Origin of the sequence: Sediminicola sp. 1XM1-17 (assembly GCF_037203765.1) — a bacterium.
GTDB lineage: Bacteria > Bacteroidota > Bacteroidia > Flavobacteriales > Flavobacteriaceae > Sediminicola.
Map to the genome: position 1 here is coordinate 330,141 of NZ_JBBCAS010000002.1, position 16,664 is coordinate 346,804.

The window sequence follows — 16,664 nt, forward strand, 5'->3', positions numbered from 1 at the left end:
TTTGGTTTATAATCAGTTTTCCTTGACTAGATCAAGTTCAACTTTAAGGTTTTCTATGATAAATTTTTGGCGGTCAGGCGTGTTTTTTCCCATATAGAATTCCAACAATTGCTCTATGGACATGGCTTTGTCCAACATTACGGGCTCTAAACGGATATCGTCTCCAATGAAATGCTGGAATTCGTCTGGAGAAATCTCCCCCAAACCTTTAAACCTGGTGATCTCTGGTTTTCCAGTCAACTTTTCAATAGCATTTTTTCTTTCTTCTTCACTATAACAGTAAATGGTTTCTTTTTTATTTCTTACCCTAAACAAAGGGGTCTGTAAAATATAAAGATGATTCTCCTTGATCAATTCCGGAAAAAATTGAAGAAAGAAGGTAATCAACAGGAGTCGGATGTGCATTCCGTCGACATCGGCATCTGTAGCGATTACAATGTTGTTGTATCTGAGGTCTTCCATGGACTCCTCTATATTCAAGGCTGCCTGTAGTAAATTGAATTCCTCGTTTTCATAAACGATTTTTTTGGTCATGCCATAAGAATTCAAAGGTTTCCCCCTTAAACTAAAAACGGCTTGGGTATTCACATCCCTGGATTTGGTGATAGAACCTGATGCAGAGTCACCCTCGGTAATAAACAAGGTGCTTTCCAAACGCTTTTCGTTTTTCATATCCCCAAGATGCACCCTACAATCCCTTAATTTCTTATTGTGAAGACTTGCTTTTTTAGCTCTATCCTTTGCTAGTTTACGAATCCCCGAAAGTTCTTTTCTTTCCCGTTCCGCCTGCATAATTTTTCGCTGCAGCTTCTCTGCGGTATCCGGGTTTTTATGTAGGTAATTATCCAGCTGTTTACCAACAAAATCATTGATGTATGTTCTAACGGTGGGAAAATCGCCCCCCATGTCAGTTGACCCCAATTTGGTTTTGGTCTGACTTTCAAAGACCGGTTCCATCACCTTGATGGCAATAGCTGATATAATGGACTTTCTAATGTCCGATGCATCGTAGTTTTTTCCGTAAAAATCTCGAATTGTTCTCGCAACAGCCTCTCTAAAAGCAGATTGGTGGGTACCTCCCTGGGTAGTATGCTGACCATTTACAAAGGAATGATATTCTTCGCTATATTGCGTTTTACTGTGGGTTATGGCAACTTCAATATCCTCGCCTTTTAAATGGATAATTGGATAAAGCATATCATCCGCAGCGTTGTTATCTTCCAAAAGATCCTTCAAACCGTTTTCTGAATGGAATTTCTCCCCATTGAAAACTATGGTAAGCCCCGGATTGAGATATACGTAGTTTTTGAGCATGCGCTCCACATACTCGTTCCTATATTTATATTTTTTAAAGATGGCCTCATCGGGTATAAAGGAAACCTTGGTTCCCTTTCTTTTGGATGTATCTACTGGCCCATCTTCGGAAACTAAATTTCCTTGGTGGAATTCGGCAGTTTTTAATTGGTTTTCCCTTGATGATTCAACTTTGAAGAATGTGGAAAGGGCATTCACGGCCTTGGTACCAACGCCATTTAGACCTACAGATTTCTTAAATGCCTTACTGTCATATTTACCACCAGTATTCATTTTAGAAACCACATCAACTACTTTGCCCAAAGGAATACCACGACCATAATCCCGGACACTGACAACATTGTCCTTAATACTGATATCAATGGTCTTCCCTGCACCCATCACAAACTCATCAATACAGTTATCCAACACTTCTTTTAGTAGTATATAGATACCATCGTCTGCAGAGGAACCATCGCCCAATTTACCAATATACATACCAGGACGCATACGGATATGCTCCTTCCAATCCAATGAACGTATATTATCTTCGGTATATTGGGTGTTTTCCATTAATTCAGTAGTTTAAGGCGCGTTGCTAATATAGGGAGTGTTCCAAAAAGATAAAAACACTACCTGTTAAAGTAATTAACAATAGCAAGTATTCAATTGTTGATATGGCTTGTGCTTCTAAAGGTTCCTATTTCTGTAACGGCAATAGAAAATCACCACTATCAGAAGGACCTAAACGATAATATAGCAAAAATATAATAAAAAAAACCCCAAGTGAAAAGAATGCTCTACTCGGCATATAGCTCACTAGGGGATATTATTTGAATGCACAAAAAGGGAAAAACCCCTAAATTCTTTTAGTTCTATAAATTACACATTAAAACGGAAGTGCATTACATCACCATCTTTAACGATGTATTCTTTGCCCTCTACTCTCATTTTACCTGCCTCTTTTACTTTGGCTTCACTTCCAAAATTTACAAAATCGTCATAGGCAATCACTTCGGCACGGATAAATCCCTTTTCAAAATCTGTATGTATAACACCAGCGGCTTGTGGCGCGGTTGCCCCTACAGGAATGGTCCATGCCCTAACTTCTTTGACTCCTGCCGTAAAATAGGTTTCAAGATTCAATAATTTATACGCACCACGAATCAATTTGGCTGAGCCAGGTTCTTTAAGCCCTAGGTCCTCCAAAAACATCTGACGCTCTTCATAGGTTTCCAATTCCGTAATGTCTGCTTCTGTTCCTACCGCCAAGAAAATGACTTCTGCATTTTCATCCTTTACGGCTTCTTTGACCATTTCTACATATTTGTTACCGGTAGCTGCGGCCTCTTCCCCTACATTACATACATACATTACAGGTTTGTCTGTTATGAATTGTAATGGTGTCACAAATTCACTTCTGTCCTCTTTACTAAATTCAATTGCACGAATGGAAATTCCTGCTTCTAAGCCTTGTTTAATTTTCAAAAGAACTGCCTCCTCTTTTTGAGCATCTTTGTTTCCCGTCTTGGCAGCACGTTTTACCTTTTCGAGCTTTTTGTCTACCGTTTCCAGATCCTTTAATTGTAGCTCCATATCAATGGTCTCCTTGTCCCTGATAGGGTTTACGGAACCATCTACGTGAACAATATTGTCGTTGTCAAAACATCTGAGCACATGAAGAATGGCATCGGTCTCACGGATATTTCCCAAAAACTGGTTGCCAAGTCCTTCTCCCTTACTAGCTCCTTTAACCAAACCTGCTATGTCCACAATCTCTACTGTTGCAGGCATTACACGCTCGGGATTGACCAAGGATTCTAATTTTTCCAATCTTGTATCTGGCACATTGACCACACCTATATTAGGTTCTATAGTACAAAAAGGGAAATTGGCACTTTGTGCTTTTGCATTGGACAAACAATTGAAAAGTGTTGATTTACCTACGTTTGGCAATCCTACGATACCTGCTTTCATTCTTTCATTATTTTGAGGGTGCAAATATAGTTTTAAAAAGCAAATTTTTAACCATCAAACTTGCAAACTGTACTATGGTTGTTTGTAAAGGTGATATGGACCAGAAATGGTCATCGTGAATTTAATCACGAAAACGATTGAATTTATTGGCGGCTTTATTCATGTTAAAAATATCCACGGACTAATAAACTCAACAAAAACAAGGGTTATGAGGATTTAATTAGAAAATAATCGTATATATTATTATGTAATAATTGTTTGTAACTTCCTATAAGAATTGGTCAAAATGTTATGGAGGCGAATCGATTTCTCCTAAAAAAATGTTAATTCACGATATTTTTATTATTTTCGGCAACATATTAACTCAAAAAATAAACTATATGAGATTATTTAATGCTTTAACAGCATTTCTTTTACTGTCAGTTTCTACTGCGTTTGCACAGAATTCCATTAGTGGAACAGTTAAGGATGAAGCAGGTTTGCCCCTTGCAGGAGTAAACATTGTCGAAAAAGGTACAAGTAATGGAACATCTACCAATTTTGATGGAAATTTTGAAATGTCGGTTGCAGATGATGCAACTTTAGTTTTTAGTTATGTTGGGTTTGCCACTACAGAAATAAAAGTGGCGGGAAGATCCACAATTGATGTAGTGCTTGCAGAAGGAATGCAACTGGAAGAATTTATCGTAGTTGGTTCCAGAACGGCTCCCCGAAGTAATACAGATTCTCCGCTACCGGTAGATGTATTGCCAGCAAAGGAATTAACCTCCACTGGACAAATGACCTTTGATAAGGCCTTGCAATACAGGATTCCATCTTTTAACACGGTTCAAACGCCGGTAAACGATGCAACTTCTTTATTGGATCCTTATGAAATCAGGAACATGGGACCAAGTAGAACCTTGATTTTGATCAACGGTAAAAGAAAAAACCTTAGTGCCCTATTGTACACCCAAACCTCTCCGGGTCGTGGTGAAACAGGTGCAGATATCTCAGGGATTCCTACCGATGCAATCAAAAGGGTAGAAATTCTAAGAGATGGTGCTTCTGCACAATACGGATCCGATGCCATTGCTGGGGTTATGAACATCATCTTGAAAGATGATGCCGATGAAGGTTCTGCAACGATCAGAACTGGAATTACTTCTGAAGGTGATGGTGAAATGTTTGGTATTGCTGTCAATAATGGTAGTACCATTGGTGAGGATAAAGGGTTTATCAACTACACTGTTGATTTGTCAAAAGTAAACTTATCCAATAGACCAGGTACGGTTAACGCAACTGGAGAATTTTTGGATTTTGTATATGTTAATCCTAATGATGAAAATGGAAACCCAAAATCAAATGCTGCTGATATCATAGCTGCCAATTCCGCTGGACAAGGATTTGTGAATGAGTTTTTGGGAAGGAAACCTGATGCAGGAAACATTAATGGATCTCCGGAAACAGCGGCTGCGAAATTTGAGGTAAACACAGCTTTTGATGTTAGTGATAACACCGAAATGTATGCTAATGCGGCCTATGTTTATAAAAAAGTAAACAGTTTTGCGAACTATAGAACTCCGTATTGGAGAACAATTGAATCTTTTCCATATCTAGCAGATTTCTTTCCAGGCAACAATCCAAATAATGCTGGAGCAGGAGGAGGATATGATGGATATGTGCCTACTTTCGAAGGGGATTTGAGTGACTACAATGGAACTATTGGATTCCGTACTACTAAGGACGATTGGAATATTGACCTTAGTTTTACTACTGGTGGCAACACTCAGACTTATAAAGTAAACAACACCCACAATAGAAATTTCGTGTTTTCACCATCCACATGGGTAGATACTAATGGAGATGGTAATGTTGATACAACAGCATATGATGCAAACGGAGATGGAACAGTTGACCAAGGCGAGGGAGTAGAAATTACGCAAGGTTCTCAATTATATAGAGAAAACAGTCCACGTTCTTTTGATCCTGGAGGAACAAGATTTAGTCATAATGTAGGAAACATTGATATTTCAAGAATTTTATCGGATAAAGTGAGCATAGGTTTTGGGGCCGAGTTTAGAGCTGAGACTTTTGAAGTGATCGAAGGTGGATTAGCATCATATGACGGCGGTGGTGCCGATTCATTTGCAGGAAACAGTCCTGAGAATTCCGGAAAATTCAGCCGTTACAACCTTGGTGGTTATTTCAGTTTGGATTATGATGTTACCGAAGACTTCTTGTTAAGCGGTACTGTGAGAACTGAAAATTATTCTGATTTTGGAAATACTTTCATTTACAAAGTAAGTTCAAGGTATAAGTTTGCCGATGATAAGGTTACTTTAAGAGGATCCTTATCTACAGGATTTAGAGCTCCTACCCTGCACCAGATCTACACTCAGAAAGCACAATACAGCTTTATACCTGGTCAAGGTATCCAAGTTGGAGGTTTGGTAAACAATGTATCCTCTCAAGCAAACATTTTAGGAATTCCACAATTGGATGCTGAAGAGTCAACCAACTTTACTATTGGTTTGGGAACAAAAATCAACCCTAACTTCAATGTGACATTGGATTACTACAATATTGCCGTTAAAGATCGAATCGTGTTGAGTACAGAAATTACGGGTACTGCATTTGATGACAACGGTAATAACATAGGTACAACAGCTTTAGATGGCGTACTTAGAAATAATAATCTATCTGATGTAAGTTTCTTTGTAAACGCGATCGATACAAGAACATCAGGTATTGATTTTGTAGCGAACTACAGAAATATTATTATAGGTGAAGGTATGTTGAGCTTCAATTTGGCAGGGAACTACACCATCCAAAATGAAAGGGATGGAGATGTTAAAAACCCAACTTTGGTTGAAGATGCAGGTCAATCCGTAGTAAATGCTACTCAAGAAGCCTTGTTTTTCACTTCTAGACCGCAAACCAAATGGATCTTGGGTGCTAACTACGACATCAACAAATTTGGATTCTCTTTGAACAACACCTATTTTGGAAAGACCACATTTAAGCAACAAGGTCTGGACAGTAATTTGAGAACCGAATTTACACCAAAAATCGTGACAGATTTAGGTGTTAATTTTAGCGCAACAGACAAATTAACTTTAGCATTAAATATCAATAATATATTTAACATATTGCCAGAATGGTCCTTTAAGGCAGAGAATGCTGCAGGACAGGCGATTATAGATGATACTTCTGTTGATGCATTTGGACTTACCCAACTTCAAAACAATTCAAACTTGATTACGTTTAACCAACGTTACTCTCAAATGACCTATGATGGATACCACTTCAGTCAATTGGGAACTATGTTGAACTTTTCTATAAATTATAGTTTCTAAAAAAACTAAATTAATTATAAAAGCTACCTATTTTTAGGTAGCTTTTTTTTTTGAGCCTATGAGCAATTTGTACGGTCCTGGATTATCAAAGATATTCGATAAGATCTATCAAGGATTTATTGATTATGAAGCTGAATTTGAATTATATGCGAACCTCTGTTTATCGAGAAATGTAAAATCCATCTTAGAATTGGGATGCGGAACAGGGAATTTAGCGAAGAGATTCAGTAAAAGCTTTCATGAATATCTCGGTTTGGATTTTAGTGAACATATGCTTGCCATTGCAAAGGAAAAATTCCCTGCCGGCAATTTTATGCAAGGAGATATGCGAAATTTCTCATTGGATCAAAAATATGATGCTGCCCTGATAACCGGCAGATCTACTAGCTATTTACTATCCAATCAAGATTTTCAAGACACTTTAAAAAGTGTTCATAGGGCCCTCAACCCAAGAGGATATTTAATTTTTGATTGTATCGATGCTGACAAGTTCATCCCCTATGTACGAAAGAACCCATCGGTAACCCACAAGTCTAAGGTAGAAAACAACTATTATTTCAGAACCTCAAAATGGCATTCAGATCCTAACGATAACACAATAATACATTGGAAATCATCTTATTATTTACAAAAAGATCCAAACACTCAATTTCTAGGAAAAGATAAGGTTACCTTCAAGGTATTTACAATGGCCGAAATAACCACTGCACTCAATAAAGCTGGATATGAGGTCCTTTCTATATTTGAACGCACTACTTATGCCTTTGATACCTTTGTAGTCTTGGCTATAAAAATGGAATAAAAAAAGCCCGATAATACAATCGGGCTCTTTTAATCTTATTCGTTGGGAACTTATTCTGGGTGCATAAAACGCTGTTTTGCCAGTAATTCCTCTTCGGATTCTACATGGCTGTCATCGGGAACACAGCAGTCCACTGGACAAACCGCGGCACACTGTGGCTCTTCATGAAAGCCCATGCACTCTGTACACTTATCAGGTGCTATATAATAAATTTCGTCACTTATAGGCTCTTGCACTTCATCAGCGTCAACTTCCGAACCACTTGGCAGTACAACCTTACCGGACAAAGAAGTCCCATCGCTATATCTCCAATCATCTGCACCTTCGTAAATTGCGGTATTTGGACATTCTGGTTCACATGCCCCACAATTTATACACTCATCAGTTATTATAATTGCCATATATTTCTTTTTCTATTGCTTACTTTTGCACAAAGGTAAAACCTATTAAAACACTATACAAATATAATGACTGAGCTTGAACTGAGATTAGAAGCATTTGTTAAACTTGGTGATTTATTCCGAGAGTTTTGTGAATTTTCCAATAATAACGATCAATATCAAGAAACTGACAACGTTTGGTTTATGGAAATGGATAAAACCATCGATTTGGCGGGACATAAAAATGGATGGTTCATTAAGGAAAATATATTGTTTTGTTTTGAAAAGTGGGGCAATCTCTTAACCCATAAAAACCTTGCCCATTGGGTGTCGGGATATGATATCAAACAAAACACACCCAAAACTGTCGCATTGATCATGGCTGGCAATATTCCACTTGTTGGCTTTCACGATTTTATGGTCACTATGCTGACCGGTAACAAGGCATTGATAAAATTATCCTCCAACGATAATATTTTGCTCCCTTTTGTCATTAAATATATAACCCATACGGCCCCTTCCCTGAAAGAGCAGATTAAAGTAACCGAAGGAACGCTGGAAGATTTTGACGTGGTCATAGCCACGGGAAGTGACAACACGGCACGCTATTTTGAACATTATTTTGGGAACAAACCTAACATCATTAGAAGAAATAGAAATTCACTTGCCGTTCTTACCGGAGCAGAAACCAATGAAGATCTACAAGCTTTGGGTGAAGATATTTTTAGATACTATGGTCTTGGTTGCAGGAGTGTTTCAAAACTATTTGTACCCAAAGATTATAATTTCAATACTTTTTTTGAATCCATATATCCCTATAATCCCATAATCAATCAGATAAAGTATTCCAATAATTATGATTACAACAAGGCAGTCTATTTAATGAGTGAATTCAAACTGCTCGATAATGGATTTTTAATGCTGAAAGAAGACCAAAGTTACTCCTCTCCTATTGCTACCGTATTTTATGAATATTACGATACTTTGGAAGCCTTGGCGTCCAAACTGCGAGCCGAACAGGAAAAAATACAATGTGTTGTTGGCAAAGGGATCATGGATAATGAAATATCCTTCGGACAGACCCAAAACCCAAGTTTATCTGATTATGCCGATGGTGTTGATACCATGGAATTTTTAATAAATGCATAAAATTAGAAGATTAAAGTCTTTTCTTTCATCTTAAATAAAGAACTTTACCATTTAAACATTTCACCACCCATGAAAAAACATAATTTTAGCGCAGGACCATGTGTCCTTCCCCAGGAAGTAATACTCAAATCCGCCGAGGCTATTCAGGATTTTAACGGATTGGGACTTTCCCTCATTGAGATATCCCATCGAAGTAAAGATTTTGTAGCTGTAATGGACAAGGCCCAGGCTCTGGCCTTGGAGCTTTTGGGACTTGAAAACAAAGGATACAAAGCCCTTTTTTTACAAGGGGGCGCAAGCCTTCAGTTTTTAATGACGGCTTATAACTTATTGGAAAAAAAAGCCGGCTATCTAAATACCGGAACTTGGAGCGATAAGGCCATTAAAGAAGCTAAATTATTCGGGGAGGTCCTCGAGGTGGGTTCGTCAAAGGCGGAAGGTTATAATCATATCCCAAAGATGTACGGGGTGCCCAATGACCTGGACTACCTGCACCTTACCTCCAATAACACCATTTATGGGACACAGATTAAAAGTTTTCCAAAGGTCAATGTTCCTTTGGTATGCGATATGAGCTCGGATATATTTTCCAGACAACTCGACTTTTCAAAGTTTGATCTGATCTATGCCGGTGCGCAAAAAAATATGGGTCCGGCCGGGGCTACTTTAGTGGTGGTCAAAGAGTCCATTTTAGGAAAAGTAAGTCGAAAAATCCCTTCCATGATGGATTATCAAATTCATATTTCGAAGGAAAGCATGTTCAATACTCCATCGGTTTTTCCGGTATATGTTTCCATGTTGACCTTGGAGTGGTTGAAAAATTTAGGTGGAATACCAGCCATTGAAGAGATCAACAATAAAAAGGCGCAGCTATTGTATTCGGAAATAGATTTAAATCCGTTGTTCAAAGGATATGCTGTTCAAGAAGACCGATCTGTCATGAACGCCACCTTTAATCTTACCGATGACAAACTTCAGGGTACTTTTGATGCCATGTGGAAAGAGGCGGGAATCAATGGCCTAAGTGGGCACAGATCCGTTGGAGGATATCGCGCCTCCATGTATAACGCCCTATCCTTGGAAAGTGTAGGCGTATTGGTGGATGTTATGAGCGAATTGGAAAGAAAAGCATAATTGCTGTAGAACTAAACTTTTATTCAAGATAGATGAGCATGAATATTTTGGTGAACGATAGAATATCACAAAGTGGAATAAAAATTCTGGAAGAGGCAGGTTTTGATGTCAATACGACCAAAGTTGCACAAGAGCAATTGATCCATTTTATCAATAAAAATAATATAGCTATACTTTTGGTCAGAAGTGCCACAACAGTGGATAAAAAAGTCATTGACGAGTGTCCAACTCTAAAAATTATTGGGAGAGCCGGTGTTGGCATGGACAATATTGAGGTTGAATACGCAAAACAAAAAGGCATCAAAGTCATCAATACCCCAGAGGCATCCGCTGATTCTGTTGCAGAACTGGTCTTTGCCCATTTATATGGAGGTGTACGCTTTATGCACGATTCCAATAGAAATATGCCATTGGAAGGCGATAGCAAGTTCAATAGCCTTAAAAAAGCCTATTCCAAAGGACTCGAACTGAAAGGAAAAACCTTGGGTATTCTTGGTTTCGGAAAAATTGGTCAGGCTACTGCCAAAATTGCTTTGGGGATCGGAATGAAAATTCAATATCACGACCATCATAGGGAAGAAACCACCATAACAGTTCCCTTCTTCGACGGACAAACCATTTCCTTTGTTTTAAAGAACAAATCTATGGAAGATCTCTTAAAGACTTCGGACTTTTTAACCATGCATGTACCCGCAAAAAAACAGTACGCTATTGGAAAAAAGGAATTTGATCTGATGAAAGACGGGGTTGGAATTGTAAATACTGCCCGTGGAGGGGTCATAGATGAAGTGGCCCTGGTTGATGCTTTGGAAAATGGAAAAGTGCTTTTCGCTGGATTGGATGTATACGAATCTGAGCCCAATCCAGAAATAAGGATTCTGATGCATCCACAAATATCTTTAACCCCACATATTGGAGGCAGTACTGTGGAGGCCCAAGAAAGAATTGGAATAGAATTGGCCCATTTAATTGTTGGAATGACCAAATAGCCCAGAAAATATAACACCCATATATTAACTTCTAAGAAGAATTTAACAAAACCATCTGTACAGCCAGATGGTTTTTTTGTAATTTAAGAAGTGAAAAAAAAGGCATTATGAAAATTAAACCATTTCTAAGAATCACTATAATCTTCATGGTTATGATGGTATGTATTGGCAGTTGCACCTCTAATAAACAGGCATTGAATGTCACCGATCAGGAAAAAATGGCCTTTGATCAAAAAATTGGTGACACCATAAATATTGCCAATGATAGTTTGGAATACGATATCATTATCATAGAACCTGGTTTCAACTTCTGGTTACGGTCTATAGCAAGACCCAGACAATATTACTCCCAGTCTTTTTTGGAAACTAGAAATGATATTTATGTAAGGGAGTGGAATGCCAGGGTATTACAACCACAACGTTTTGGTCCCAATTTATATGAACTTCAAATCAACTATGATCCATTTATTGATTATGGCTATGAGGTAAATTATCAATTGTATAATTATTTCATCTATTTTCAGCGCAAATACAACCAACGTTTAGGTCCTTTTGTTCCTAGAATTTAAAAACATTATCTTTGCCCGAGAATTTAAAAGAGGATATGAAGAAACTAAAGGAACGTTGGGACATAGATTCCAACTTCGAAATCGTCATTATTTTATTGGTATTTGCCCTTACCGGTTCCAGTTCCGTAAAAATAGCTCGCCCCTTATTGGAATCCATAGGATTTACTAGAGCTATATTCCCAGAAAGTGGCCTTTACTCCTTCTTATACTGGACGACCAGAATTCTTATTATATTTCCAATTTATCAAGTATTGCTCGTTATGTTCGGTTGGTTATTTGGTCAGTTCAAATTTTTCTGGAATTTTGAAAAGAAAATGTTGGGAAGATTGGGTTTAGGATTCCTGTTTAAATAATTTTCATTTTTTTTATCATCCCTTCCACTTGATTTCCAATTTTTTTGCCCTGGAAACCCTTATAAGGTCAATTAAATTTTATCCTTAATAACCCGCTGTTATCATCTGAAAACTCGCATCGGCACCCCGTAGACCAAGATTAATCAGGAAAAAGACACATTAGAAGGGAAACGAAACATTGGTCTAATACTTTAGTTATTATCAAACCATAAAAAAATCTATTGCAATAGTAAAAATTAGTCTGGGTCTTGACCTGTCACCATTAAAAAAACCAATACTTAGTACTTATTTATTCTTGGAATTTCCAAAACCATAGGTATTCTGCCCCAAAAAGTTTTTAGGAAAATTCTCATCGCCTTTAAATCCCAGCTGTATATCTCCACTATCTTCAGGAATATAGTTTGTTTTAAAAATGTAGTCCCATACACTTAGACTAATTCCGAAATTTACACCATAAGTACCTTTGGGCAAGTTGTATGCGTGATGGTAGAGGTGCATGACAGGATTATTTAGGAGATATTTTAGCGGACCCCATGTAATCTTAATATTGGAATGATTGAAGTGACCTATAGCAATGGCAAAGAAATGGACTATGTAGGCCTGTTCCGGCTCAAATCCCCCTAAAATCATAACACCAAAGGTCTTTAGTGGCTTATATAGCACATTTTCCATCCAGTGATATCTTAAATGGGCAGCAAACCCCATTTCCTTTACGGAATGGTGGACTTTGTGAAATTTCCATAAAAACTCATATCTGTGGAGAAGTATATGTGTAAACCATTGTACAAAATCCAAGACCACAAAAAATATCAATAACTGAAAAACCATGGGTAAGCGGCTCAAATCCATAATAGCCAAACTGTCAGCGGTAACCCCAATCTCTTTGAAAAAAACATCCAATAGTTTGTAAAACCCGCTGATCACTATTGCGAAAATGAAAAAATTGAAGAACATATAGAAACCGTCCAACCAAAAATCTTTTCTAAATATCGATTGGTACTTTCGCCAAGGGTAAAGAATTTCCAATCCCCAAACCAATAAGGAGATCGCGATAAGTCCCCAAAAATAGTTATTGTACCAAGGGACTTCAAATACGATGGACTTCCATGTCCATTGTAGTGTGCCAAATAGGGAATTTATAAATGCTTCTGCGTATTTTTCCAAAATAAAACTGCTTGTTTTACTGATAACTAAGTAGTAAAATAGTACTTCTCCTTACATCAGGAGGTCACTATTTCAATGTATACCAATCTATATTCTTTAAACCTTCTCGCCTTCCTTTGTTGATTGGACCATAGTGCTCTGCCAGATAATCTACAATAATACTTTCATTATCCCCTAGATCCCACAAGTTCTGGGTCTTTTGCATCCAACGAATAGTAGCTATCCATCCTTCTTTGCTCATACGGTTTTGGGTGACCAATTTAGCGGAGTGGCAATTAGTGCAGTTGTTAATGACCTCTTGCATTCCGACCGCATCAACAAAACCTGTTCGCAAATGAATCCCTTTTTCTATCCTTTCCGTATCTTCCTCTATATCAAAATACTCCACCTCGTTATCAGAAGTATTGGATAATGACAAACCGCTTTCATCATAATAATAAAAGAACACAGAAAGCAGGACCACCATCATTAAAAATCCCCTTATCAACAGTCTCTTTCGCCTTTCTTTCTTAGGGCTGTTTTTTTGTGATTCGTTCATTTTGTTTATAATACTTTGACCGCTATTCTATGACAGGCATTATTTAAATATCCCTTTGGATTCCAACCTGGAACCAACATTGGCTGTGCCGTTCCACGGCTATCCATTGCTTTTGCCCACACCTCATAATATCCTTTTTTTGGAAATAGGATCCCCGCAGAAAAATGCTGCCATGCCAATCGGTTTGCAGGACTTTGGAGCTGACAGTTTCTCCATGTAGCGCCAAAATCAATGGAGTACATCACTTTGGCCACCTCCAATTCTCCGGCCCAAGCGTGTCCTCTTATGTTTAATTTGGTACCCAAGTTTAACATGGCTCCCGATTTTGGGAAGGTAATGAGTGATTTTACAGGCATGGATTCTATAATAACCATATCGGATTCTTTAACAACTTCACCAGGAGCTACAGGATTCCTGGGCACCCGATAGGAAGATCCCGTCATTTTTTCACCGTCGTGCTCTTTGTTCCGTACGCTGATTCTATTGATCCATTTTCCAGAAACAGAAGCTGGCCAGCCCCCTGCTACCAATCGCAATGGATATCCGTGTGCTAGAGGTATCTCCTTTCCGTTCATCTGAAATGCCAACAGCGTTTCATCCATTAAGGCCTTGTACATGGGCACACCCCTAGAAATAGGCTCTTTTTTTGGGTCTCTGGTCAGGTGAAGATCCGTTCCGTGGTAACCTATATAAATAGCATCTTCTTTAATTCCTACATCCGCCAACACGTCCTTTAACCTTATACCGGTCCAGCTGGCACATGAAACTGCTCCTATGGTCCATTGGTTGCCCTTTGCCGGCGGATCAAATTCACTTCGTCCATTACCTCCACATTCAAGGGTCAATTGATAGGTATACCTTTTAAACTTTGTTTTGAGTTCGGCCAAACTATAGGTTTTGTTTTGTTTTACCGATTCCCCATCAATAGTAAGGCTCCAGTTTTGCACATCTATTTTTTCAGGAATCAATCCGTTATTCCTGATGAACATGGATTTATTGGGAGTTATCTTGTCATCCAATAAATGGGCCTTGGCCTCCATATTCCAAGGCTTGTCATTTAAGACTACCATTTCGCCATCCTTGGAGAACATTTTAAAAGGATCATTCTCCTGTAAGGCAATGGGTAAGTAATCCATAGGAATAGAAGCTCCAAACACTATTTCAGATCCTATGATACCGGACATGGTTCCCAGGGCCACCTTACCTAAAAAATTTCTTCTCTTCATAATTCTGTAAAAAGCTATTGTACTGAAGCAAAGGAATAAATTTAATGAATTCCTAAACAAATGAACCCGGCCAATTCCCCTTCATTAACCATTCTTCTCAATTCTTTTGAAGTACAAGAGTTGTCATACAACGCGTATCCTGGTCATTGGTTGTTTTAATGGGTTCCAGTAGCGTTAAACTAAAATCATCCAAAATCAATTCTATAAGTTGCCTGGTCAACAAAAAGCGTTGTGTACCGTCAGGAATGGCATATATACCACTCTCCTGGTGAACGGCAATTTTCTCCAGTCCTATATTGGAGGCCATTCTAATAAAAATACTTCCAGCAACTTTTAAGATCCTGACCATCTCAGCCAACATGCCCAAAAAATGGTTTTCATCCTTGGCAAAATGCAGTACTGCATTACATACTATATGATCAAACTCATCGTTCAAATAAGGTGTACTATCCATTTCTGATACAGTGAACTGCATACCTAAATTTGGATATAGCTGTTTTATAAATTCAATTTGTTCCACTTCCCTATCAATAGCCCAAATATTGTATCGATTGTAGTAAAACCAGTGGATATTTCTTCCCGTTCCACTCCCGGCATCCAATATTTTGTCATGTTGCTGATACCTACCTTTTACGATTTGGTCCAAGAGGTAAATATCCATGTTACCCAGAATTTTATTTAGATTTATGTGGTTCATGGTGTTGATAAAGCTGCGTTAAAAGGAAATAAAAAAGACCCAATCTCAATTTATTGAGCAATGGGTCTTTAAAATTAAGGTTTTTAAAAATTATACCTCTATGGTTTTCCGCTTTCCCGATGCTTTGATGACATAATTATAAAACCACATCAAGGTAAAGGTGGGGATAAAGTCAAGCCCTGGCACAAGTTCTTCAATAAATGAAACTACTCCCGCAGCCTGCCCAATTTTACCTTTATATAACCTAGTCATCAGCCATGCCGAGATAGGGGCCCATATAACATCCGAGAACTCCCCTATTCCAGGAATCAAAAAAGAAACCATTCCCATGGCATCGAACAAAAGGCCAAGAAAAAGGTTTCTATATTTATGTTGATCGATATTTGACATACTTATAATACTGTTTATTGATTGTGTGTATCAATAAAAGTACCAAATACTTATGACAATTTACTACTGATCAATTTAAGGAACTCATTTCTAGTTTCCTGTTTTTCAAATTGACCCCTAAATCCGGAAGTTGTAGTCACTGAATTCTGTTTTTGTACCCCTCTCATCATCATACACATATGGGAAGCTTCTATCACCACTGCAACTCCTTTTGGCTTTAGAGTGTTATTAAGGCACTCCAATATATCATGTGTCAAACGTTCTTGGACCTGTAGTCTTCTGGCAAATACATCAACTACGCGGGGAATTTTGCTCAGACCAACAATGTGTCCGTTGGGAATGTATGCGATATGTGCCTTTCCAAAAAATGGTAGCATATGGTGCTCACAAAGAGAATAAAGCTCAATATCCTTAATGATTACCATATCGTCGTAATCTTCCTTGAACATAGCGCCCATCAATATTTCCTCGGCATCTTGCTTGTATCCCTGTGTTAAAAACAGCATGGCCTTGGCAGCCCTTTCAGGTGTTTTTTCCAATCCCTCACGATTGACATCCTCACCTATTTCTTCAATGATGCGGGAGTACCTATTCCTAACTTCTGCAGTTATTTCAAAATTGTACTCTTCTAAACTTTTGTATGGCGACATATTATGTAGATATTA

16 protein-coding genes are annotated in these 16,664 nt (G+C 38.1%); 7 read left to right on the plus strand and 9 right to left on the minus strand.

The features are described from left to right. Positions 1-12: 12 nt before the first annotated feature. The gene (locus WAA86_RS04495; protein WP_337299789.1) at positions 13-1,866 is read right to left on the minus strand and encodes a DNA topoisomerase IV subunit B; all 1,854 of its coding nucleotides are present in this window, start codon (positions 1,864-1,866) and stop codon (positions 13-15) included. 309 nt (positions 1,867-2,175) lie between these two features. Next, positions 2,176-3,270, minus strand: a complete 1,095-nt coding sequence (gene ychF, locus WAA86_RS04500) for a redox-regulated ATPase YchF (RefSeq protein ID WP_337299790.1) — start codon at positions 3,268-3,270, stop codon at positions 2,176-2,178. Positions 3,271-3,650: 380 nt separating this feature from the next. Between ychF and WAA86_RS04505 the strand changes: the two genes are divergently transcribed. Next, a complete protein-coding gene (locus WAA86_RS04505; RefSeq protein WP_337299791.1) occupies positions 3,651-6,608 on the plus strand; it encodes a TonB-dependent receptor in 2,958 nt (985 codons plus the stop codon). A gap of 58 nt (positions 6,609-6,666) precedes the next feature. Beyond that, positions 6,667-7,410 (plus strand): class I SAM-dependent DNA methyltransferase, encoded by a 744-nt coding sequence (locus WAA86_RS04510; protein WP_337299792.1) that lies wholly within the window; start codon positions 6,667-6,669, stop codon positions 7,408-7,410. Positions 7,411-7,460: 50 nt separating this feature from the next. Here the strand turns inward: WAA86_RS04510 and WAA86_RS04515 are convergent, their stop codons facing one another. Beyond that, positions 7,461-7,811: a 4Fe-4S dicluster domain-containing protein gene (locus WAA86_RS04515; protein ID WP_337299793.1), complete on the minus strand. Its 351-nt coding sequence runs from the start codon at positions 7,809-7,811 to the stop codon at positions 7,461-7,463. 66 nt (positions 7,812-7,877) lie between these two features. Between WAA86_RS04515 and WAA86_RS04520 the strand changes: the two genes are divergently transcribed. From WAA86_RS04520 to WAA86_RS04540, 5 genes are all read left to right on the plus strand, one after another. Continuing rightward, entirely contained in the window at positions 7,878-8,939 is a 1,062-nt protein-coding gene (locus tag WAA86_RS04520; RefSeq protein WP_337299794.1) for an acyl-CoA reductase, read from the plus strand. Positions 8,940-9,008: 69 nt separating this feature from the next. Beyond that, positions 9,009-10,073 carry a 3-phosphoserine/phosphohydroxythreonine transaminase gene (gene serC / locus WAA86_RS04525; RefSeq protein WP_337299795.1) on the plus strand — a complete coding sequence of 355 codons (1,065 nt, stop codon included), beginning with the start codon at positions 9,009-9,011 and terminating at the stop codon, positions 10,071-10,073. 38 nt (positions 10,074-10,111) lie between these two features. Beyond that, entirely contained in the window at positions 10,112-11,062 is a 951-nt protein-coding gene (locus WAA86_RS04530) for a D-2-hydroxyacid dehydrogenase (protein WP_337299973.1), read from the plus strand. 107 nt (positions 11,063-11,169) lie between these two features. Next, a complete protein-coding gene (locus WAA86_RS04535) occupies positions 11,170-11,631 on the plus strand; it encodes a DUF6146 family protein (protein ID WP_337299796.1) in 462 nt (153 codons plus the stop codon). A gap of 35 nt (positions 11,632-11,666) precedes the next feature. Next, positions 11,667-11,984, plus strand: coding sequence for a DUF6787 family protein (locus tag WAA86_RS04540; protein ID WP_337299974.1), 318 nt, complete (start codon positions 11,667-11,669; stop codon positions 11,982-11,984). A 285-nt stretch (positions 11,985-12,269) separates the two neighbouring features. Here WAA86_RS04540 and WAA86_RS04545 read toward each other — a convergent pair whose 3' ends face one another. The 6 genes from WAA86_RS04545 to folE form a co-directional block, all read right to left on the minus strand. Further along, positions 12,270-13,148 carry a sterol desaturase family protein gene (locus tag WAA86_RS04545; RefSeq protein WP_337299797.1) on the minus strand — a complete coding sequence of 293 codons (879 nt, stop codon included), beginning with the start codon at positions 13,146-13,148 and terminating at the stop codon, positions 12,270-12,272. Between the two features lie 67 nt (positions 13,149-13,215). Continuing rightward, positions 13,216-13,686 carry a monoheme cytochrome C gene (locus tag WAA86_RS04550; RefSeq protein ID WP_337299798.1) on the minus strand — a complete coding sequence of 157 codons (471 nt, stop codon included), beginning with the start codon at positions 13,684-13,686 and terminating at the stop codon, positions 13,216-13,218. Positions 13,687-13,691: 5 nt separating this feature from the next. Further along, on the minus strand, positions 13,692-14,912 hold the full coding sequence (locus WAA86_RS04555; RefSeq protein WP_337299799.1) for a sulfite oxidase: 1,221 nt from the start codon (positions 14,910-14,912) through the stop codon (positions 13,692-13,694). Between the two features lie 97 nt (positions 14,913-15,009). After that, entirely contained in the window at positions 15,010-15,573 is a 564-nt protein-coding gene (locus WAA86_RS04560; protein ID WP_337299800.1) for a class I SAM-dependent methyltransferase, read from the minus strand. 126 nt (positions 15,574-15,699) lie between these two features. After that, positions 15,700-15,999, minus strand: a complete 300-nt coding sequence (locus tag WAA86_RS04565) for a hypothetical protein (protein ID WP_337299801.1) — start codon at positions 15,997-15,999, stop codon at positions 15,700-15,702. A 50-nt stretch (positions 16,000-16,049) separates the two neighbouring features. Beyond that, on the minus strand, positions 16,050-16,649 hold the full coding sequence (folE, locus tag WAA86_RS04570) for a GTP cyclohydrolase I FolE (protein WP_337299802.1): 600 nt from the start codon (positions 16,647-16,649) through the stop codon (positions 16,050-16,052). Between the last annotated feature and the right edge of the window lie 15 nt (positions 16,650-16,664).